This window comes from Streptacidiphilus sp. EB103A (genome assembly GCF_041261405.1).
In the GTDB taxonomy this organism is placed as follows: Bacteria; Actinomycetota; Actinomycetes; order Streptomycetales; family Streptomycetaceae; genus Streptacidiphilus.
This window is the reverse complement of sequence record NZ_JBGCAQ010000006.1, coordinates 309,753-331,453: the sequence shown is the minus strand read 5'-3', so window position 1 is coordinate 331,453 and position 21,701 is coordinate 309,753. Positions and strand designations below refer to the sequence as shown.

General features: G+C 72.0%; 14 protein-coding genes. 2 read left to right on the top strand and 12 right to left on the bottom strand.

Annotated elements, in window-relative coordinates:
* Positions 1–15 precede the first annotated feature (15 nt).
* Entirely contained in the window at positions 16–1,335 is a 1,320-nt protein-coding gene (locus ABH941_RS12580) for a hypothetical protein (RefSeq protein ID WP_370128996.1), read from the top strand.
* 8 nt (positions 1,336–1,343) lie between these two features.
* Here ABH941_RS12580 and ABH941_RS12575 read toward each other — a convergent pair whose 3' ends face one another.
* The 3 genes from ABH941_RS12575 to ABH941_RS12565 all read right to left on the bottom strand — a co-directional run bounded on the left by ABH941_RS12575 (position 1,344) and on the right by ABH941_RS12565 (position 7,054).
* Positions 1,344–3,434: a hypothetical protein gene (locus ABH941_RS12575; RefSeq protein ID WP_370128995.1), complete on the bottom strand. Its 2,091-nt coding sequence runs from the start codon at positions 3,432–3,434 to the stop codon at positions 1,344–1,346.
* Between the two features lie 147 nt (positions 3,435–3,581).
* The gene (locus ABH941_RS12570; RefSeq protein WP_370128994.1) at positions 3,582–5,384 is read right to left on the bottom strand and encodes a GMC family oxidoreductase N-terminal domain-containing protein; all 1,803 of its coding nucleotides are present in this window, start codon (positions 5,382–5,384) and stop codon (positions 3,582–3,584) included.
* Between the two features lie 50 nt (positions 5,385–5,434).
* Positions 5,435–7,054 carry a succinic semialdehyde dehydrogenase gene (locus tag ABH941_RS12565; protein ID WP_370128993.1) on the bottom strand — a complete coding sequence of 540 codons (1,620 nt, stop codon included), beginning with the start codon at positions 7,052–7,054 and terminating at the stop codon, positions 5,435–5,437.
* 247 nt (positions 7,055–7,301) lie between these two features.
* Here ABH941_RS12565 and ABH941_RS12560 point away from each other — a divergent pair, with 247 nt between their 5' ends.
* Positions 7,302–8,603 carry a glycoside hydrolase family 26 protein gene (locus ABH941_RS12560; RefSeq protein ID WP_370128992.1) on the top strand — a complete coding sequence of 434 codons (1,302 nt, stop codon included), beginning with the start codon at positions 7,302–7,304 and terminating at the stop codon, positions 8,601–8,603.
* A 1-nt stretch (position 8,604) separates the two neighbouring features.
* On the opposite strand, the gene ABH941_RS12555 is transcribed toward ABH941_RS12560, so the two are convergent.
* The 9 genes from ABH941_RS12555 to ABH941_RS12515 all read right to left on the bottom strand — a co-directional run bounded on the left by ABH941_RS12555 (position 8,605) and on the right by ABH941_RS12515 (position 21,576).
* Positions 8,605–9,987, bottom strand: a complete 1,383-nt coding sequence (locus ABH941_RS12555; RefSeq protein ID WP_370128991.1) for an NAD(P)/FAD-dependent oxidoreductase — start codon at positions 9,985–9,987, stop codon at positions 8,605–8,607.
* A gap of 104 nt (positions 9,988–10,091) precedes the next feature.
* The gene (locus tag ABH941_RS12550) at positions 10,092–11,897 is read right to left on the bottom strand and encodes a serine/threonine-protein kinase (protein ID WP_370128989.1); all 1,806 of its coding nucleotides are present in this window, start codon (positions 11,895–11,897) and stop codon (positions 10,092–10,094) included.
* A gap of 182 nt (positions 11,898–12,079) precedes the next feature.
* Positions 12,080–13,426: a hypothetical protein gene (locus tag ABH941_RS12545; protein ID WP_370128988.1), complete on the bottom strand. Its 1,347-nt coding sequence runs from the start codon at positions 13,424–13,426 to the stop codon at positions 12,080–12,082.
* Positions 13,427–13,517: 91 nt separating this feature from the next.
* Positions 13,518–15,197 carry a serine/threonine-protein kinase gene (locus tag ABH941_RS12540; protein WP_370128987.1) on the bottom strand — a complete coding sequence of 560 codons (1,680 nt, stop codon included), beginning with the start codon at positions 15,195–15,197 and terminating at the stop codon, positions 13,518–13,520.
* An 80-nt stretch (positions 15,198–15,277) separates the two neighbouring features.
* Positions 15,278–16,987, bottom strand: a complete 1,710-nt coding sequence (locus tag ABH941_RS12535) for a glycerol-3-phosphate dehydrogenase/oxidase (RefSeq protein WP_370128986.1) — start codon at positions 16,985–16,987, stop codon at positions 15,278–15,280.
* Between the two features lie 130 nt (positions 16,988–17,117).
* The gene (locus tag ABH941_RS12530) at positions 17,118–18,242 is read right to left on the bottom strand and encodes a GuaB3 family IMP dehydrogenase-related protein (protein WP_134004010.1); all 1,125 of its coding nucleotides are present in this window, start codon (positions 18,240–18,242) and stop codon (positions 17,118–17,120) included.
* 94 nt (positions 18,243–18,336) lie between these two features.
* Complete coding sequence (gene guaB / locus ABH941_RS12525; RefSeq protein ID WP_370128985.1) at positions 18,337–19,839, bottom strand: IMP dehydrogenase; 1,503 nt, start codon at positions 19,837–19,839, stop codon at positions 18,337–18,339.
* 228 nt (positions 19,840–20,067) lie between these two features.
* Positions 20,068–20,706, bottom strand: a complete 639-nt coding sequence (gene shbA / locus ABH941_RS12520) for an RNA polymerase sigma factor ShbA (protein WP_370128984.1) — start codon at positions 20,704–20,706, stop codon at positions 20,068–20,070.
* 258 nt (positions 20,707–20,964) lie between these two features.
* On the bottom strand, positions 20,965–21,576 hold the full coding sequence (locus ABH941_RS12515; RefSeq protein ID WP_030251459.1) for a response regulator transcription factor: 612 nt from the start codon (positions 21,574–21,576) through the stop codon (positions 20,965–20,967).
* Positions 21,577–21,701 lie beyond the last annotated feature (125 nt).

Genomic DNA, 21,701 nt, shown 5'->3' with positions numbered 1-21,701 from the left:
GTGGAGGAACACCGCATGCCCGCTTCCGAGCAGGAGAAGCCGGCGCCGATCGAGCTGGTCTTCGCCGACGGAGAGGTGAGTCCGGCCCCGCCGCGCTCCCGGCGCGGCTGGCTCGTGGTGCTCCCCTGCACCGTGCTGGCGACGGTCATCGCGGTCCCGGTCGCCGTCGGGGTGCAGCCCCTGCACTGGACTGCCGGTGCGCTGCTGCCCCACGGGTCCTCCTCCGCGACGCCCACCGCCCGCCCCACGCCGCTCAAGCAGTTCGCGGACCCGGTGCTGAACGCGGCGCAGAGCGCCCCGCCGGTGTCCAGCGCGTCAGCCGGGCAGAAGGTACCCCGGGTGGCGAAGCCGTGGCACGCGGGAATGCCGCAGTGGGGGGTGCAGGTCTACTGGGAGGACATGAGCACGGACAGCGAGTCGGAGGTCCGCGGCAAGGCCCGCCGGGTCAGCAACTACCTGGTGTCGCTGGGCGCCAACTCGGTGGCGCTCTCGTTCCCGCTGTACGTCGACTCGATCGACTCCGACAGCGTGCACCCCGAGGCCAAGACCCCCAGCCCCGCGCGGCTGAAGCTCGCCCTGGACGCCTTCAAGGCCGCCGGAATGCGGATCACCCTGCGTCCGATCATCGACGAGCGCAGCCTGCTCCCGCAGTGGCGCGGAGCCCTGGAACCCGCAAGCCGCCAGGCCTGGTTCACCTCCTACGGCAAGCTGTTGGACCAGTACGCGGACCTGGCGCGCACGGAGGGGGCGGCCACCCTGGTGGTCGGCACCGAGTTGGTCTCGCTCGAGAACAGCTCGCAGTGGAGCTCCCTGCTCTCGTCCCTGCACGGCCGGTTTCCGGGGCAGCTGACCTACGACACCAACTGGGACAACTTCGTCACCAAGGACGTGAAGCTGCCGGTCGACCAGGTCGACGTCGACGCCTACCCCCCGGTCAAGGCGCCCGACAGCGCCTCGGTGAGCACCATCGTCAACGGCTGGCAGAAGTGGCTCGACCGCAAGAGCACCGGGCCGATGTCGGGCACCGTGCTGGCGGAGGCCGGCGTGGGAGCGCAGAACGGCGCGTTCGCCAGCCCCGGCGACTACTACCGGTACGGCACGGTCAACGCCGCCGTGCAGGCCACCTGGTACCGCGCGGTGTGCGAGGTGGTCCAGGAGCGGAAGATGGCGGGGGTGTACTGGTGGTCGCTCAACTTCCACGTCGACCCGCGGACCCCGCCCGCGGAGACCAGCTCACGCCTCGACTTCGCCGGCCGCCCGCTCACCGAGCAGGCGATCAAGCAGTGCTTCTCCTCCTCCTACGCGGGCCCGGGAACGGCGGGGTCGAAGGGCTGAGGGCCCCGCTACGAGGCCGCCTTCACTGACTTCGCCGCCTTCGCCGCCTGCCGGAGCTGCTGCTCCAGCCAGGGGGCGATCAGCGCTCGGCCCGCCGCGCTGATCCGGGTGCCGTCGACCGTTCCGTAGAAGGCGATCCCCTGGGGCGTGGCCTGTCGGCAGGCCCCGGCCGGGCACAGTTCGGCGTTGAGGTCCAGGAGCCGGACGACGCCCTTGTGCGCGTCGGTGAACTCCTGGATCCGCTGGTTGTAGCAGGCGGTCCCGATCGGCTCGGCCGCGCTGTTGTCCAGGCGCTCGTTCGCGAGCAGCACCGGCACGCCGGGATCCGACCGGTGGACCACGGCGACGGCCTGGCTCAGCAGGCCGAGGTACTCCGCGCGGTAGGCGGCGGTGCAGGTGTTCGCCGCCGGGTTCGTTCCCGCGTGCTGTGCCGCGTCCCGGCCGAGGTGCAGTACCACCAGGTCGGGGTGGGTCGAATGGAGCGCGCTCTGCCACTGCTGCTGCCAGCCCGGGCAGTCCATCAGACCGCAGTCCTCGGCGGCCGAGGAGCCGTTGCGTACACCGCTACGACCGGAGAACGGGGCGCCGCTGTGGTTCAGGGCCAGGGCGAGGTCCCCCGTCAGCTGGTCGCCCAGACCGAGGACCAGTTGCCTTCCGTCGGGGCGCAGCGCCGCCGCCGCGTGTGCGGGGAGCTTCCAGGAGCCCAGGCCGAGCAGCAGGCAGGCGGCGAGCAGCAGCGGAAGCGCCCGCAGCGGGCTCCAACTCCGCAGCGCCAGGCGCCAGGTGGGGTAGTACACGCACAGGGTCAGCAGCCAGCCGAGCCCGGTGCCCACGATCAGCAGGCCGTACCAGGGCAGCCCGGGCCAGCCCCGATGGAGCAGCCAGGTCATCAGCGCGCCGACCAGGGTGAGCAGATAGCCCATCCGACCTATCTCGACCAGCAGCGGCCGGCGCAGCCAGGCCGCGAGCAGGCCGCCGCCGAGCGTCAGCAGCAGCGCCGGGACCGCGACGATCAGCGCGTGCAGCGCCAGGCCGCGCAGGTCCGCGCCGTCGTACAGGCGGTGCAGGGGAACGGCGTCCGGCCTCAGGCCGAGACTCCGGAGCAGCGGCGACAGGGCGTCCGGCCTCCCGGCGAACCAGCCGACCACGGCGGCGAGGACCACCAGGAGTTCGGCCGAGGTCCAGAGGGCGGTACGGGCGCCGCCGGTCCGCGCGGGCGCTGCCTGCCGACGGCGCAGGACCAGGAGCACGACGCAGGCGGCAGCGGCCCCCGCGGTGAGATCGATCAGACGCTCGCCGACCGCCAGGCCGAGCGCGGACCGGAGGAAGCCGGGCAGCGAGGCCGACGGCAGCAGCGACACCGCGGCTGCGGGGGCGGCGGTGAGCAGGAGCAGCAGGGCTCCCAGCGCGGTGACGGAGCGCCGGACCAGCACGGCCAGCAGTGTCAGCAGCAGCGGCCACAGCAGCGCGTACTGTCCGACGACGCTGAGCGGCCAGAGCACCGCGAAGGGCCAGGGCGCGTGCGAGCTGCCCAGGGTGAGCGACGGCAGCACCCGGTCGGTGGAGTACCCGGCCCAGTCGGACACCTGGAAGAGCGCGCCCGGAAGCTGCCGCTGCAGCGCGGTGGCGGCGTCCAGTCCGCCGGCCAGCCAGACGGTGCCGAGCAGGGCGCCGAGCAGCAGCGGGAGCGCGGCCCCGTACTGCTTGAGCAGAAGGAGCAGTTTGCGCCCGGGGGAAAGTGATCCCGGAGTGGTCAGTCGCTGGAGCGCGGAGAGCGAGATCGTGAAGGCGCAGAGGACGAGGAGGACGTCGACCACCGGAACGGAACCTGGCAGCGGAGCGGTGGAATTGGCGGCGATCAGCCCGAGGTAGGCGACGCCCAGGAGTCCGTGACCGACGCTGGGGGGCAGCGTCGGCGAGGTGGCCGCGGGAGCCGGGGGCGCCGCTGGTTCCGGGAGTGCTGCTGGTTCCGGGAGCGCCTGGAGTTCCGCAGTGTCTGCGTCGACGGCCGTCGTCGCCTCGGCGTCCTCTTCGTAGGCGACGCCATCACGCTGCATGGTCGATACAGGTCGCGTCCGGGGGTCCGCGGAGTCGGCCATCTGCACGATCTTCATCCTGGTCGTCGGCTGCCGGCTTCGGAGCGTGCCTTTTGCGCGCTCGGCATGTGATTCGAACGCGTCTCGTTATACCAAACGGATGTGTTGGCTCTGAGTCGGACCTGTGATTGTGAACGAACCCTTACTCCGCTACTCCCCCGTGGTTTCCCGCACCGGGGGCACCACCGGCACCGCCAGCAGCGGCAGCCGCAGCTCCGCGAAGGCCCCCGCGGGCACCGCCGGGGCCTTCGGCGCCACCGCGGCGACCCGGCGGTAGGGCTCGCCCTGCTCCGGGCGGGGGTCGGCCTCGCCCTTGTTGGGCCACATCGACACCGCACGCTCCGCCTGCGCCGTGATCGTCAGCGAGGGATTCACCCCGAGGTTCGCGGAGACGGTGGAGCCGTCCGCGACGCTGATGCCCGGGTAGCCGTACAGCCGCTGGTAGGGATCGATGACGCCGCGCTCCGGCGAGTCCCCGATCACGCAGCCGCCGAGGAAGTGCGCGGTCAGGGTGCGGCCGAGCAGATCGCTGACGCCGCTCCCGGCGACGCCGCGGATCTCGGCCGCGACGGCGCGCGCCGACTCCTCAGCCGCCGGAATCCACTTGGGATTGGGCGCGCCGTGACCCTGACGCGACGTCAACTGCCCCTTGCCCAGCCCGGACTTCTTCCGGGACACGATGATGGAGTTGTCCAGCGACTGCATCACCAGGCCGATGATGACCCGCTCGGACCAGCGCCGCTTGTTCAGCATCTGCACCGTCAGGTGCGGCTTGGTGACCGCGATCCTGGCGAACCGCAGCAGCGGAACCCGGCTGCCGCCCGGCACCTGCATGACGGACAGCAGGCTCATCGCGTTGGAGCCCTTGCCGTAGCGCACCGGTTCGATGTGGGTGTGCTGGTCCGGGTGCACCGACGAGGTGATGGCGACGCCCTGGGTGAAGTCCGCCCTGCGGCCCAGGCGCCGGTCCGTGGTCATCGAGCCCACCAGCGCCTCGGAGTTGGTGCGGGTCAGCTCGCCCAGCTTCGCCGAGATCCGCGGGAGGTGGCCCTCGTCGCGCATCTCGTGCAGCAGCTTCTGGGTGCCGAAGGTCCCGGCCGAGATGACGACCTTCCGCGCCCGAATCGTCCTGAAGCCGTTCCGGGCCGGGTTCTTGGACCGTGAATCGGTGGCCCGGACGTCGACGGCGTATCCCTCTCCGTCCTCGCGGATCCGGGTGACCGTGGTCATCGGCAGGATCTGCGCGCCGTTCTTCTCCGCCAGGAACAGGTAGTTCTCGGTGAGGGTGTTCTTCGCGCCGTGCCGGCAGCCGGTCATGCACTCACCGCACTCGGTGCAGGACCGGCGGCGCGGGCCCTCCCCGCCGAAGTAGGGGTCCTCGACCTCGGTGCCGGGGGCGACCTTCGCGCCCTCGCCGCCCACGTCCTGGCCGTCGCCGAAGAACACCCCGACCGGCGCCAGATGGAAGGTGTCGCCGTAGCCGAGCTTCTCGGCGGAGGCCTTGAGCGCCACGTCCGAGGGGGTGACAGTGGGGTTGGTGCGCACCCCCAGCATCCGCTTCGCCTGGTCGTAGAAGGGGGCCAGCTCCGCCGCCCAGTCGGTGATGGACTTCCACTGCGGGTCCTGGAAGAACGCCTCCGGCGGGACGTAGAGGGTGTTGGCGTAGTTCAGCGAACCCCCGCCGACCCCCGCGCCGGCGAGCACCATCACCTCCTTCAGCACGTGGAAGCGCTGGATGCCGTACATCCCCAGGGCCGGGGCCCAGAGGTAGTTCCTGGTGTCCCAGGAGTTCTTGGGCAGCGTGGCCGGGGTGAAGCGGCGACCGGCCTCCAGCACCGCGACCGAGTAGCCCTTCTCGGTCAGCCGCAGGGCGGAGACCGATCCCCCGAACCCGGAGCCGACGACGACCACGTCGTAGTCGAAACCCGGCTCAACCGCTTCATCCGTCGCCATTGACGTAACTCCCAAATCCTGAGGCACCGTTGGTGAACTGACAGCAGCGCCTACTTGAGCCGCAGCGCCTTCATCGCCGCCAGCGCGCGGGCCTGGAACTTCGCGTATCCCTCGTCGTCCATGCCGAAGGAGGGCGACATGCTGATCAGCTTCTGCACCGCGATGGTCTGCGGCTCGGTGTACTTGAGGATCCCCTCGGAGCCGTGCCGGCGGCCGATGCCGCTGTCGCCCATGCCGCCCATCGGTGCGGCCACACTGGCATACGCCGGCGCGTAGCCCTCGTTGACGTTCACCGTGCCGGAGTGCAGCCGCTGCGCGACGGCGACGGCGCGCCTGGTGCTACGGCTCCAGACACTGGAGTTCAGACCGTACGGCGTGCCGTTGGCGCGCTCGACCGCCTCGTCCTCGCTGCCGAAGCGGTAGACCGAGACGATCGGGCCGAAGGTCTCCTCGGTGCACACGGCGCTGTCCTCGGTGACCCCGTCCAGGATCGTCGGCTCGAAGAACAGCGGACCGAGGTCCGGCCGGGCCAGGCCGCCGGCCAGCACCTTCGCGCCGTTCTTGACGGCCTCCTCGACATGCCGGGTGACCGTGTCCAACTGCCGCTGGGCGACCAGCGAGCCCATGTCGGCGCCCCAGGCCAGGGTGTTGCCCAGGCGCATCGCCCGGGTGCGGGCGGCGAACTTCTCCAGGAAGGCGTCGGCGATCTCGGCGGCGACATACAGCCGCTCGATGGAGATGCAGAGCTGGCCGGCGGAGGAGAAGCAGGCGCGGACCGCGCCCTCGGCCGCCTTGTCCAGGTCGGCGTCGGCCAGCACCAGCATGGCGTTCTTGCCGCCGAGCTCCATGGAGGCGCCGATCAGCCGGGCGGCGGCGCGCTGGGCGACGTCCCGTCCGGTCCGGGTGGAGCCGGTGAAGGAGACGTAGTCGGCGTGGGCGACCACCTCGGGGCCGACGACCGGGCCGTCCCCGACCACGATCTGCCACAGCTCGGCGGGCAGCCCGGCCTCGATCATCAGCTCGCGGGTGCGCAGCGCGGTGAGCGCGGTCTGGGTGTCGGGCTTGGTCACCACGGCGTTGCCGGCCACGAAGGCGGGGATCGCATCGCCGACGAACAGCGCCAGCGGGTAGTTCCAGGGCGAGATCTGACCGATGACGCCCTTGGGCTGACGCACCTCGCGGACCTGGGTGAGAACGGGGTACACCCCGCCGCGACGGCGCGGCCTGAGGTACTTGGCGGCCGCGCGCCCGTAGTGGCGGGCCTCCACCGCAGCGGCGCTGACCTCCTCGAACGCGTGCGCCCGGGTCTTACCGGTCTCCGACTGCACCAGGTCCAGCAGCTCGGCCTGGGCGGCGAAGAGCAGGTCGTGGAACCTCAGCAGCACCGCCGCGCGCTCCCGCAGCGGACGCAGCGCCCACGCCGCCTGGGCCACCCGGGCCCGGGCGAAGGCGTCGGCGACGGCCTCGGGAGAGGACTCGGGGAGCTCCGCGAGCACCTCCCCGGTGAACGGGCTGAAGCTCTGCGCCACCGCGGGCTCGGCGCCCGTCGTAATGCCCTTGACCAGCCGGGCGACCAGCTCCGGCGTCACAGCGTCGGCTGCGGTACGAGGCCCGGCCTCCGCGACGGGGTTGCGCTCACCGGCGGCACTGCTGGTGCTGATGTCAGTCATGACGTGCAGCGTAGGCCGTTTCCAGCCGGTTGGATACCCGTCGGTAACAGAAATGGATCTGCACCAGAGCAATCGAATACGCAAGCGGGGCGGCATTTCTGACCGCAGTCAGTCACCTACGATCTCTGTGAGACCGACCTGTGCGGAACCGACCGGGAAACCGGCGTCGTCCGATTCTGAGGGAGCAGAGCACGTGAGGCGTACTGGTGGTATAGGCCGGCGTTCAGTCCTTGCCGGAGGCGGGGCCATGGTGGGCGGAGCACTGGTCGGCGCCTACACCCTGTCCACGCCGAGCAGCGCTTCCGCGATCGCCGTCGAGACCGAGCTCTCCAAGCGCGACCCGCATGCGACGAACTCGGCCGCCGCCGTCTACCGCATGCTCGCCGGTCTGGAGAACCGGGCCAGGAGCGGCATGGAGTCGCAGACGATCATCGGCCAGCATGTGGAGCTGCAGAACGAGCTCTACAACGCCGACTACGGCGACTACCCGGGCGCGAAGCCGCCCGGGTACTACTACCGCAAGGCCGCCGACATCACCGGACGCCTGCCCGGCTTCCTGGAGGTGGACCTCGGGCCCGGGTACGGCGAGCAGGGCTGGGGGGTGGGACGCTCCCGAACGTACTCCCGGGCGGTGTGGCCGACCTGCCGCCCCGGCTGGGGCTACACCGACGACGTGGTGGACCTTTCGGTGGGGGTCTGGCGCGGACTGCCGCGCCCCGCCGACGGCTCGTACAACCCCAGCGGGACGGAGCCCCGGTGCGACGGCTCGGCGAGCTCGCTCCCCGGCACCGGCGGAGCCCCGTCGGGCCTGGTCGGCATGTCCTTCCACCAGCCCTGGCCGGGCAGCCCCACCAAGGCGTACGCGCAGACGCTCCGCAGCAGTTCCCCGGCCGCGCACGACGCCCACTGGATTGAGCGCGTACTCACCGCAGGCAGCACCGAACACCAGGCCCTGATCCAGGATCTGTCCTTCCTGGCCGACCATCTGACCTACCTGGCCTCCTGCGACGTGCCGGTGCTGCTGCGCCCGTTCCACGAGATGAACGCGATCGACACCAGGACCGGCTTCTGGTGGACGGCCGCCGACCCGGAGCAGTACCGACGGCTCTGGGGCATCGCCTACGACTACCTCGTCGGCTCGCGCGGACTGCACAATCTCCTCTTCACCTGGGCCCCGCTCGCCTGGGACGGCGTAGGCGGACGCGACCCGTGGGACTACTACCCCGGCGACGGTCTGGTGGACCTCGTCGGCGTGGACGACTACAGCGACAGCCCGGACCACCCCTTCGAGGGCGGCGCCTGGACCGCGAAGTGGTACAAGGACCTGGCCCGCTACCGCAAGCCCCGGGTGCTCGCCGAGTCCTTCTACGTTCCGCTCGGCAAGGCCCAGCCGAAGACCCTCGACCGCAGTCCCTGGGTGATGTGGACGGTCTGGGGCCAGGCACTGACCAAGAACAACGCCAGCCCGAACGTGAAGCAGACCTACGCCTCCGCGCGGGTCCTGACCGGGGGTCATGGATCGGCTGTCATGGCCCTTCTGCGCTCATAGCTCATTGCAACCCCTTCAGCGCCTCCCCCACCGCCCGGTGGAAGGTGGGGTAGGCCCAGATCGTCGCCGCCAGCTCGGCCAGCGGCAGCCTGGCCTGGACCGCGAGGGTGAGCAGGCCGAGGACCTCGCCGCCGGTGGGGCCGGCCGCGGTGGCGCCGACCAGGACGCCGCCGGCGGCGACCAGCTTGATGAAGCCGTCGTTGCCCGAGCCGTGCACAAAGCCGCGGGCGCTCGCCGCGAGGTCGGTGACCGAGGTCCGCACCGCCAGGCCCTGGGCCCGGGCCTGAGCCTCCGTCAGGCCGACCGCGCCGATCTCCGGATCGGTGAAGGTCACCCGCGGCACCGCGTGGTACTCGGCGGCCCGGCCGCCCTGACCCAGGATGCCGCGTACCGCGACGTCCGCCTGGTACATCGACATGTGCGTGAACGCGCCCTTGCCGGTGACATCGCCGATCGCCCACACCCCCGGGGCGCCCAGCACCCGCATCCGCTCGTCCACCGGCAGCGCCCGGGCGTCGGCCGGGACGCCCAGCACCGAAGCGCCCAGCCGCTCCAGGTCCACCCGCCGGCCGGCGGACACCAGCAGCCGCTCCGCGCTGAGCCGTTCGCCCCGGCGGCAGACGGCGTTGAACCGCCGCCCGTCGTAGCCGACGGAGACCAGCTCGGCCCCGGTGTGGATCTCCAGGCCCTCGGTGGCGAGCACCCGCATCAGCAGCTCCGCCGCCTCCGGCTCCTCCGGCCCCAGCAGCCGCTGCTGCGCCTCCAGCACCGTGACCTCGCAGCCGAAGCGCTGCACCGCCTGCCCGAGCTCCAGGCCGATCGCCCCGCCGCCCAGCACCAGCAGCGACGACGGCAGTTCCTCGGCCTCGATCAGCTCCCGGTTGGTCCAGTACGGCGTCCCGGCCAGCCCCGGCACCGGCGGCGCGGACGGCTTGGTGCCGACGGCGAGGACCAGGGCCCGGCGCGGGCGCAGCACGGTCTCCGAGTCGTCCGGGCCGACGACGCTGACCTCGCCCGGCCCGGTGAGCCGCCCGGTCCCGCGCAGGAAGGTGCCGCCGCGGCTGGTGAAGCGGTCCACCGCGACCTTGTCGTCCCAGTCGTCGGTGGCCTCCTGGACGTGGCGGTGGACCGGCCGCCAGTCGGTCTGCACCCGGCTGTGCCCGGCCGAGCCCGGCACCCGGTGGGCCTCCCTGACCAGGTTCCCGGCCCGGACCATGATCTTCGAGGGTATGCAGCCCCAGTACGGGCACTCCCCGCCGACCAGCCGGTCGTCGACGCCCACGACGTCCCAACCCGCGTCGGCGAGCCTGCCGGCCACCTCCTCCCCTCCGGGACCCATTCCGATGACGACTGCGTCAGGTGTGGAGACTGCGGCGGCGACCATGACCGGCTCCCTGAGTTGGGGGGATGTGGCCTGCGTTGTTCCAACGTACTAGCAGTGGGAGGTTGCGTCCTGCGGTTGCGTCCTGCGCTCCGACGGAGCCGGGCTCAGCCGCCGACGAAGCCCTCGGTGATGGCCAGGAAGCGCGCGTAACCGGTCGGCCAGTCCACCTCGGGGTAGTCGACGAGGATGCCGTACTCGGTCCCGTTGCCGTCCTTGTAGAGCTGCTCCTCGGCATGGTGCGCCACGCCGGTGGCCTTGTCGGTGAAGGTGTACTCCCAGCGGGCGCCGGTGTAGCGCTTCTGGAAGGTGTCCTGCTCCAGGCTGACCTGCTGGTAGGACTTGTCGTGCTTGAGCAGGCTCTGCTCCATCTCCTGGGCGTGCTGGAGCGGGGTGATCCCCTGCCCCGGAGTCACCCCGAAGATCACCTGGTGCACCCCGCCGTCCGGGCTGTACTTGATCGCTATGGTGCCGTTCCGCTGGTAGTTGACCCAGGGGTGGTCGGCGTCGACCGGCGGCGGCAGCGGGAAGGAGAAGCCCGAGGGGTCGTGCACCTCGGTGTAGCCGGCCGGCAGCGGCGCGGGCTGCGCCGCCGCCGTGGACGCGGGCGAGGACGGCGCGTACGACGCCGGGGGCGTGGTCGTCCCGGCTCCGGAGCCGGTGCTGTGCCGCCGGGTGAGCTCGTAGGCGGCCCCGCCGCCGACCAGCGCCGCGACCAGGCCGGCGGCCAGCAGGATCGGCCAGATCCGGCGCCGCTTCCGGCCGTGGGCACCGGTCGAGCCCGTAGCGCCGTGGGAACCATGGGAGCCGTCGTGCGGTGGCTGCGCGGGCCACTGACCCTGCACGGTGGGCCGGTACTCGTCCTCCACGAAGGTCGGCCGGATCGGCTCGGACTTCACCGTGGGCGCGTGGGTGTGCTCGGCGAGGCTGCTGCGGTCCGCCAGCGGGACGCCCGTCGTGGGGGTGTGCAGCGGGCTCTGCGCCTGCGGCGCGGACAGCGAGGTGGTGTGGCCCGCGGCCACGCTCTCCAGCATCCGGATCGCCTCGGGCGCGGACGGCCGCTCGGCCGGGTCCTTGCTCATCAGGGCGTGCAGCACCGGCGCCAGCGCCCCGGCCTTGTGGGGCTCCGGCAGCGGGTCGGTGACCACCGCCGCCAACGTTGTCAGCGGCGAGTCGCGACGGAACGGGGACTGGCCCTCCACCGCCGCGTAGAGGGTGGCGCCGAGGCCCCACAGGTCCGACTCGGGGCCGGGGCGGGAGCCGTGCACCCGTTCCGGCGCCAGGTAGTCGGGCGAGCCGATCAGGTCGCCGGTACGGGTGAGCGCGGAGTCGCCCTCGAAGGTGGCGATGCCGAAGTCGGTGAGCACCACCCGCCCGGTGCCGCGCTCCAGCAGCACATTGGCGGGCTTCACATCACGGTGGATCACCCCGGCCTGGTGCCCCCGGTACAGCGCGGCCAGCACCTGGGCGCCGATCCCGGCGGCCTCACGGGGGCTGAGCGTGCCCTCCTGCTCGACCAGCTCCGCCAGCGAGCGGCCGTCGATCAGCTCCATCACGATCCACGGCTTGCCGTCCTGCTCGACGACGTCGTGGATGGTGATCACGCCGGGGTGCTTGATCCGCGCGGCGGCGCGGGCCTCCTGCTTCATCCTGGACTGGACGATCAGCAGGTCCTCCTCGGCGAGGTGTCCCACCGAGAGCTCCTTGACCGCGACCTCGCGGTCCAGCATCCGGTCCTCGGCCCGCCAGACGGTCCCCATACCGCCCCGGCCGAGTCGGGCCCCGAGCAGATAGCGGCCGACCAGGGTCCTGGGCACCTCGCCGTCGGCCTGCGTGACGGGGCCGCGCGACGACTGTCCGTCACGCTGCCCGCCCCGTGTGGACCCGAGTACCGAGTCCTCTTCCGTACCCACCGTGCTCCCCCTCGCCAGTGTCCTGCCGTTTGCGTCCAAGCCTGCGGCGACTGGCCCGCTTGAGAATCAGCCGGTGGCACTGCACGACAACCCCAGGGTTTGCTGCACAGCCTAGGCAACACCTGGGTCGCCTGGATAGGCAGGGCCACTCATGTGACCGCCCTGTAATGGTCGACAACCGGTCAGTGGGCCACCAGAACGGTCACGACCAGGGCAATGAGGACGAAGAGAATGATGCCACTGATGAGTGTCACACCCAGTAACGCCGGGTGCCGGTGCGGCGCGGCGTGTCGGTGGTGCGAGTCGTGGGGGAAATCCGGGTGTTCCAGCACCTCGCCGCGCCGCCTGCGCGCGGGCAGCAGCGCGGCCACCGCCAGCAGCTCGTCCTGGTCGATCGGCTCCGGGGCGCGGACCAGCAGGCGGCGGATCAGCTCGGCCGCCTCGGGCAGCCCGAGCCGCTCGGCGGGGTCGGGCCGCAGCAGCGCGTGCACCAGCGGGCCGAGCGGGCCGCACTCCGGCAGCGGGGACGGCCGGGACGCCTCCAAGGCCGCACCCCTGGCCGCGATCGCCGGGCGCTGGGGGGTGACCGCGGACCGGATCTCGCCCGAGCGCGCCGCCGCGAACAGCTCCTCGGTGTCCCGCTCGGGGAACGGGGCCGCGCCGGTCACCGAGCGGTAGAGCAGCACCCCCAGCGCCCAGGCGTCCGCCTCGGGGCCGACCCCGGTGGCGGGGGCGCCGGACCCGGCCGCGATCCGGGCGGCTGCCTGGGAGTCCATCGGCGGCGGCCCGGCCTGCTCGGGCGACCAGCGCTCGGCGACGGCCCCGACGATCACCGCCCGGGCGTCCCTGGCCCGGATCCGGGCCGGCGACCAGGACGCCTCGGGCACGCCCGCGGCCGGCGTCTCCGCCCCCGGCCCCCCGCAGAGCGCCTCCTGCGCCGCCCCCACCACCAGGCCCCCGGCCAGCGCGGTGCCGTCGGCGCACACGGTCACCGTGTCGGCGGTCAGATTGCCGTGCACCAGGCCGACGGCGTGCACCGCCCGCAGCGCCATGACCAGGTCGTGCCCCATCTCGGCGACCCGGTAGGGCGAGAGCGGGCCGCGGTCGAGCAGGGTCCGCAGCGGGACGCCCGGCAGCGACTCGCCCACCACCCACAGATAGCCGTTCTCGTCGAAGACCTGGAAGACCTGGCTCAGCCTGGGGTGGTCGGGGACGATCCCGGCGACATAGGTCGCCTGCGTCAGCGCCCGTCCGGTGGTGCTGTCAGTCTGCTTGTCGAGCGCCGGCTGCTTGTCGAGCGCCACCTGGTCGTAGGGCAGCACCAGTTCGGGCAGCGGTACGGCGTCGAGCTGGACCTCGGCGCCGCTGCGCTGGTCCAGCGCCGCGACACCGGTCCCCTGAGTCCGCCCCTCCAGCCGGTAGCGCCCGGCGAGCACCCGGCTCTCGGCCGCCGCCCGGGGAGCGGGAACGGCACCCCGCGCGCCCCGGCCCGCCCTGCCTGCCCTGGCCGTTCTGGCCGTCCTGCTCATGCCGCCACCTCCCTCGTCCGCCCGTCCGCCGATCCGTACCCGAGCCGTCCGCACCCGGGTACCTCACCTCAGCGTACGTCCCGACGCGCCGTCAGCCCGCAGGCTGGAAGCTGGAGAAGAAACGGTTCAGGAGCTGCTGGTTCCTGGCGTCGTTCCAGGTCGCGTCGGGGGCGGTCCAGTAGATGGCGTAGCCGTGTTGCGCGTCGGTGACGAAGCCCCGGTTGAGCGAGTGCAGGGTGGTCCCGGCTTGGGAGTAGGTCCATTCCCAGTCGGCGGCGTCCCAACCGTCGCGGTAGACGACGGTGTGCAGGGCGATCCGCCGGTACCCCGCGAATTTGCCGGAGATCGCCGCCTCCTCGCTGCGCCAGGCGCCGACGGCGCTGCTGCCGGGGGTGCTGGTGGAGTCCAACTGCAGCGTCCCGGCGGGCCCGTGGTACTTCCAGCTGGTGGCGCTGCTGCTGACCAGGGTCCAGCCGACCGGGATCTCCACCGTGGCGCCGCCGGGGCCCTGGACCCGGCGGAACGCCCCGGACACGGCACCGCCGGAGGCTGCAGTGGAGGCGGACGCCGCCGAACCCGTGCCCGCCTTCGTGCCCGACGAGGCGGCGGCGGAGCCGGACGCCGACACCGAGGCGACCGTGCTCCCGCCCGCCGAAGTGCCCCGGGCGTTCCGTTTGCCGTGCTGGTTGACGGCCACGGCCACGGCCACCCCGATCGCCACCACCAGCAGCAGCGCCAGCAGCGCCAGCAGCGGCCGCACCCGGCGCCGCCTCGCCGTGGACACCGTCGCGGGCCCGTAGGGCACCGACTGCTGCGCGCCGGCCAGCGGCATCGGCGGGACCGGCTGCATCGTGGTGGGCGCGGGCTCCTGGACGGGCGCCGGCACCGGCTCGTCCGGCGCGTCCAGCACGGCCTCCAGCATCCGCCGGGCCTCGGCCTCGTTCAGCCGGTCGTCCGGATCCTTGCGCAGCAGTCCCTCGATCACCGGGACCAGCGCCCCGCCGCCCTTCGGCGGCGTCAGCTCCTCCGTCATCACCGCCGTCAGCGTCGACAGCGCCGAGCCCTTGTCGTACGGCGGGCGCCCCTCGACCATCGCGTACAGCGTCGCCCCGAGCGACCACAGGTCGGACGGGGCGCCGGGTATCCGGCCCCGGGCCCGCTCCGGCGAGATGTACGAGGGCGCGCCCACCAGCATCCCGGTCGAGGTCACCGAGGGGTCGCCCTCGACCCGGGCGATGCCGAAGTCGGTCAGCACCACCCTCCCGTCGTGCCCGATCAGCACATTGGACGGTTTGACGTCCCGGTGCAGGATGCCCGAGCGGTGCGCCTCGGCCAGTACGCCCAGCAGCTCCAGACCGATCTCGGCGGCCCGGCGCGGCGTCAGCACCCCGTCCTCGCGGATCACCTGGCTCAGCGCCCGCGACTCGACCAGCTCCATCACGATCCAGGGCCGGTCGTCCTCCTCGACCACGTCGTAGACCGTGACGGCGGCGGTGTGCCGGATCCGGGCGATCGCCTTGGCCTCGGTGAGGGCCCGGGCGATCAGCCGGTGCCGCTCGTCCTCGTCCACGCCGGTGAACCGCAGCTGCTTCACCGCGACGTCGCGGCCCAGCATCTCGTCCTTGGCACGCCAGACCGTGCCCATGCCGCCCTGCCCGAGCACGGACGCCAGCCGGTAGCGGCCCGCCAGCAGCCGCCCGGGCATCCCACCGCCGCTCTTCCCGACGCTCTGGGCTCCAGCATTCTGGTCGTCGGCCCGCTCGTTGGTCATCCGGATGAGGTCCCCTCCGACTTCGGTACATCAGTGATCGCCGGCTCCCCCACCCCCCGGGGAGCTGGCCCAATCCTCCCCTACCCCAGCGGGACGATGTCCTGCGCCCCCAGCCGGGCCGCGTCCGCGGTCAGGTCGTCGGGCTGCTGCTGCGACTCGCGCTCCGCCTCCACCCGCTTCCGGTAGTGCTCCACCTCCCGGTCCACCTGCCCCTTGTCCCACCCCAGTTCACTGGCCATCAGGTCGGCCGTCTCCACCATCGCGGCGGTGCCCCGGTCGAAGGTCTCGATGGAGATCCTGGTCCGCCTGGCGAGCACGTCGTCCAGGTGCCTGGCGCCCTCGAAACGCGCCGCGTAGACGACCTCGGCCCGCAGGTAGTCGTCCGACCCCGACAGTGCGTCAGCCAGGGTGGGGTCCTCCGCGATCAGGTCGAGCACCTCCTCGGCGAGCGAGCCGTAGCGGTTCAGCAGGTGCTCGATCCGGGCGATGTGCAGCCCGCTGCGCCGGGCCAGCTCGCCCCGGCCGTTCCACAGCGCCTGGTACCCCTCGGCCCCCAGCAGCGGCACCCGCTCGGTGCAGGACGGCGCGACGCGCTGGTCCAGCCCGTGCACCACCTCGTCCACAGCGTCCTTGGCCATCACCCGGTAGGTGGTGTACTTGCCGCCGGCGACCACCACCAGCCCCGGCACCGCGTGCTGCACCACGTGCTCGCGGCTGAGCTTGGAGGTGGCGTCCGACTCCCCGGCCAGCAGCGGGCGCAGCCCGGCGTAGACGCCCTCGACGTCCTCCCTGGTCAGCGGCACCGACAGGACCGAGTTCACATGGTCGAGCAGGTACTCGATGTCGGCGCTGCTGGCCGCCGGGTGGTCCTTGCCCAGGTTCCACTCGGTGTCGGTGGTGCCCACGATCCAGTGCCGGCCCCAGGGGATCACGAAGAGCACGCTCTTCTCGGTGCGCAGGATCAGCCCGGTCGAGGAGTGGATCCGGTCGCGCGGCACGACCAGGTGGATGCCCTTGGAGGCCCGGACGTGGAACTGCCCGCGCTCGCCCACCAGCGCCTGGGTCTCGTCGGTCCAGACGCCGGTCGCATTGACCACCTGCCGGGCGCGTACCTCGAACTCGCCGCCCTGCTCCAGGTCGTGCACCCGGACGCCGACCACCCGCTCCCCCTCGCGCAGGAAGCCGACCACCCGGGCCCGGTTGGCGGCCAGCGCCCCGTAGGAGGCCGCGGTGCGCACCAGCGTGGTGACGAAGCGGGCGTCGTCCATCTGCGCGTCGTAGTACTGCACCGCACCCACCAGGGCGTCCTTGCGCAGACAGGGGGCCTGCCGCAGGGCCTGGCGACGGGTCAGGTGCCGGTGCACCGGCAGCCCCCGGCCGTGGCCGCCGGTCACCGACATGGCGTCGTACAGGGCCACCCCGGAGCCGACGTAGGGACGCTCCCAGCCCCGGTGCTGCAGCGGGTAGAGGAACGGCACCGGTTTGACCAGATGCGGCGCCAGCGTGTCCAGCAGCAGCCCGCGCTCCTTCAATGCCTCCTTGACCAGCGCGAAGTCCAGCATCTCCAGATAGCGCAACCCCCCGTGGATCAGCTTGCTGGAACGGCTGGACGTCCCCGACGCCCAGTCCCTCGCCTCGACCAGACCGGTCGCGAGGCCGCGGGTCACGGCGTCCAGCGCCGTCCCCGCCCCGACCACCCCGCCGCCGACCACCAGCACGTCGAGTTCCTGCTCGGCCATTCGGGCCAGCGATTCCGCCCGCTCGGCCGGTCCCAGTTTCGCGCTACGCAAGGCTGCCTCCGTGTGCATCCGACCGGACCCGTTAAGCCCCAGTCTGCCGCTTTGCTCCAGAATCCCAGACCAAAGAAGACCACGTCCCCGGCACAGGAACGTGCCAGGGACGTGGATGGGAGAACAACGGTCAGTGGTGCGCGGTGGGCGCCACGGTGACCTCCACCCGCTGGAACTCCTTGAGCTCGGAGTAGCCGGTGGTGGCCATCGCCCGGCGCAGCGCGCCGAACAGGTTCATGGTGCCGTCCGGGGTGTGCGAGGGGCCGTGCAGGATCTCGGCGGTGCTGCCGACCGTGCCCAGGTCGACCCGCTTTCCGCGCGGCAGTTCCTCGTGCACGGCCTCCATGCCCCAGTGGAAGCCCTTGCCGGGCGCGTCGTTGGCCCGGGCCAGCGCCGCCCCGATCATCACCGCGTCGGCGCCGCAGGCGACGGCCTTGGCCAGGTCCCCGCTGTAGCCGACACCGCCGTCCGCGATGACGTGCACGTACCGGCCGCCGGACTCGTCCATGTAGTCGCGCCGGGCCGCCGCGACATCGGCCACCGCGGTCGCCATCGGCACCTGGATGCCGAGCACCGTCCGGGTGGTGTGCGCCGCGCCGCCGCCGAAGCCGACCAGCACCCCGGCCGCGCCGGTGCGCATCAGGTGCAGCGCTGCGGTGTAGGTGGCGCAGCCGCCGACGATCACCGGGACGTCCAGCTCGTAGATGAACTGCTTGAGGTTGAGCGGCTCGGCCGCGCCGGAGACGTGCTCGGCGGAGACGGTGGTGCCGCGGATCACGAAGATGTCCACCCCGGCGTCCACGACGGCCTTGGAGAACTCGGCGGTCCGCTGCGGCGACAGCGCGGCGGCGGTGACCACGCCGGAGTCGCGGATCTCCTTGAGCCGACGGCCGATCAGCTCGGCCTTGATCGGCTCGCGGTAGATCTCCTGGAGGCGGCGGGTGGCCACGGCCTCATCCTTGACCTCGGTGATCTCCTCCAGCAGCGGCTGCGGGTCCTCGTAGCGGGTCCACAACCCTTCGAGGTTGAGCACGCCGAGGCCGCCCATCTGACCGAAGGCGATGGCCTGCTCCGGGGAGACCACGCTGTCCATCGGCGCGGCCAGGAACGGGAGCTCAAAGCGGTAGGCGTCGATCTGCCAGGCGATCGAGACCTCCTTCGGGTCCCGGGTCCGCCGGCTCGGTACGACGGCGATGTCGTCGAAGGCGTACGCCCGTCGGCCCCGCTTGCCCCGCCCGATCTCGATCTCGGTCACGTCCAGCCCTTCGCTCAACCTGTTACTGCCAGGCCCCAGTATCCCGTACAACGACGGGAGGGCCGCCGGGCGGCCCTCCCGTCGGAACGTGCGGCTACTTGCCGTGGTAGTTCGGTGCCTCGACGGTCATCTGGATGTCGTGCGGGTGGCTCTCCTTGAGCCCCGCCGAGGTGATCCGGACGAAGCGGCCCTTGGACTCCATCTCGGCGACGGTGGCGGCGCCGACATAGCCCATGGTCTGCCGCAGGCCGCCGACCAGCTGGTACAGCACCGCGGACAGCGGGCCGCGGTAGGGCACCTGGCCCTCGATGCCCTCGGCGATCAGCTTCTCGTCGGAGCTGACGTCGCCCTGGAAGTAGCGGTCCTTGGAGAAGGACTTGGCCTGGCCGCGGGACTGCATCGCGCCCAGCGAGCCCATGCCCCGGTAGGACTTGAACTGCTTGCCGTTGATGAACAGCAGCTCGCCCGGCGACTCCTCGCAACCAGCGAGCAGGCTGCCCAGCATCACCGTGTCGGCGCCGGCCGCCAGGGCCTTGCCGATGTCGCCGGAGTACTGCAGGCCGCCGTCCCCGATGACCGGAACGCCGGCCTCGCGGCAGGCCAGCGCCGCCTCGTAGATCGCGGTGACCTGGGGGACGCCGATGCCGGCGACCACCCGGGTGGTGCAGATCGAGCCGGGGCCCACGCCGACCTTGACGCCGTCCACGCCGGCGTCGATCAGCGCCTGGGCGCCGTCACGGGTGGCGACGTTGCCGCCGATCACATCGACGTCCACCGACGACTTGATCTTGGCCATCCAGCTCAGCGCATTGCTGTTGTGGCCGTGCGAGGTGTCCACCACCAGGAAGTCCACGCCCACGGCGGCCAGCGCCTGGGCCCGCTCCAGCGACTCCGCGCTGGCGCCGACCGCGGCGCCGACCAGCAGCCGGCCCTCGCCGTCCTTCGCGGCCAGCGGGTACTTCTCGGCCTTGACGAAGTCCTTGACCGTGATCAGGCCCTTGAGCCTGCCCTCCGCGTCCACCAGCGGCAGCTTCTCGATCTTGTGGCGGCGCAGCCGGGCGATGGCGTCCTCACCGCTTATCCCGACCTCGCCGGTGATCAGCGGCATCGGGGTCATCACCTCGCGCACCTGGCGGCTGCGGTCCGACTCGAAGGCCATGTCGCGGTTGGTGACGATGCCCATCAGCCGGCCCGACGGGTCGGTCACCGGCACGCCGCTGATCCGGAACTTGGCGCAGAGCGCGTCCGCCTCGGCCAGCGTGGCCTCGGGGCTGACCGTGATCGGGTCGGTGACCATGCCGGACTCGGACCGCTTCACCAGGTCGACCTGGTTGACCTGGTCCTCGATGGATAGATTCCGGTGCAGCACACCGACGCCGCCCTGACGGGCCATCGCGATCGCCATCCGCGACTCGGTGACCTTGTCCATCGCGGCGGACAGCAGGGGAATGTTCACCCGGACGTTCCGCGAGACCCGTGACGAGGTGTCCACCATGTTCGGCAGCACCTCGGAGGCTCCGGGGAGCAGCAGGACGTCGTCGTAGGTGAGCCCGAGCATCGCAAACTTCTCGGGGACACCTGCGGCATTCAAAGACATTGGGGCACCTTCCCGTACCGACCCGATCAACCACTCGACGTCGGCGCCACCGGGGGCCTTCCAGCAAGGCAGCTTAGGCACCGATACTTGAGTCTACCGGTACACAGAAAGCCCTCTTGCGCCACAACCACCCCATGTGCTTAGCGCCACACACTCTCTGCGCGCCCCGCCATGCAGCACCTCAGGGGCGCGAGGAACTGCGCGGCCAACCACGCACAACCCGCACCCCTACGCGGACAGTCCCTCCGGCCCGCCCAAAGCCAACGCACGCAACCTGCTCAGAGCCCGATGCTGAGCCACCCGCACCGCCCCCGCGGACATCCCCAGCACCTCCCCGGTCTCCTCAGCCGTGAGCCCCGCAGCCACCCGCAGCAGAACGAGTTCCCGCTGCCGCGCCGGCAGACAAGCCAACAGCTCCCGCGCCCACGCGGCGTCGCTGCTCAGCAGCGCCCGCTCCTCCGGCCCGAGCGCGTCGTCAGGGGTCTCCGGCAAATCCTCCGCCAGAAACACCGACTGACCGGGCCCCTTCATCGCCGCCCGCTGCAGATCGGCCACCTTGTGCGCGGCGATCCCGTACACGAACGCCTCGAAGGGACGCCCCTGGTCGCGGTAGCGCGGCAGCGCGCACAGCACGGCGAGGCAGACCTCCTGGGCCACGTCGTCCACATGGTGCCGGGCGCCCCCGGGCAGCCGGACCAGCCGGGCCCGGCAGTAGCGGAGCACCAGCGGGTGAACCCGGGCCAACAGCTCGTCGGTGGCCTCGGCGTCCCCGCCGACCGCACGGACCACGAGTTCACCAATGGGAACAGCGGCCCCACCGGTGGTCTGGACGCCGCCTGCGGCAGCCGTCACTTCGTCGTCACGCACCGGTCCATGGTGCCTGGTCGCGGAGGAAAACGCGGCACCGCACCCCGACTTGTGCATCGGAACGTTATGCGCCACCACTGACCCCTCCCGCCCACCGGCCGCCGCACTCCGCATTGGGTCCATGTACTCCATGGTGCGCCCTCGGCCGGGATTCCCCGCGCTCCGATCCTCCGGTGGCAGGCGTGCAAGGGCTGGAGCCTACCCGGCGGACCTGAGCAACCCCTCCCCCGCCCGTCGGGCGGGGGCTGCGCACCACCGTCAGCGCACCAGGCCCCAGCGGAAGCCGAGGGCGACGGCATGGGCCCGGTCCGAGGCGCCGAGCTTCTTGAAGAGGCGCCGGGCGTGGGTCTTGACGGTGTCCTCGGAGAGGAACAGCTCGCGGCCGATCTCGGCGTTGCTGCGACCGTGGCTCATCCCCTCCAGGACCTGGATCTCACGCGCCGTCAGTGTCGGCGCCGCCCCCATCTCGGCACAGCGCAGCCGCCTGGGCGCGAGTCGCCAGGTCGGGTCGGCGAGTGCCTGGGTGACCGTGGCGCGCAGCTCCGCCCGTGAGGCGTCCTTGTGCAGGTAGCCCCGCGCACCGGCGGCCACCGCGAGTGCCACACCGTCGAGGTCCTCGGCGACGGTGAGCATGATGATGCGGGCGCCCGGGTCGGCGGACAGCAGCCGCCGAACGGTCTCGACACCGCCGAGGCCGGGCATCCGCACGTCCATGAGGACGAGGTCGGACCGGTCGGCCACCCATCGGCGGAGCACCTCCTCACCGTTGGTAGCGGTGGTCACCCGGTCGACACCGGGCACGGTCGCGACCGCACGGCGGAGCGCCTCCCGGGCAAGCGGTGAATCGTCACAGACGAGAACGGAAGTCATGACCGTCCTCCGCAGCTGATCCGCGTCACGTTGAGCCTCCTGGCTGGTACGAGCTGGTACAAAGCGTCACCGGCACGGCCGTGGTGTACAGACGTCTTCCCCGACGTCCGACCCGTTGACCGCCT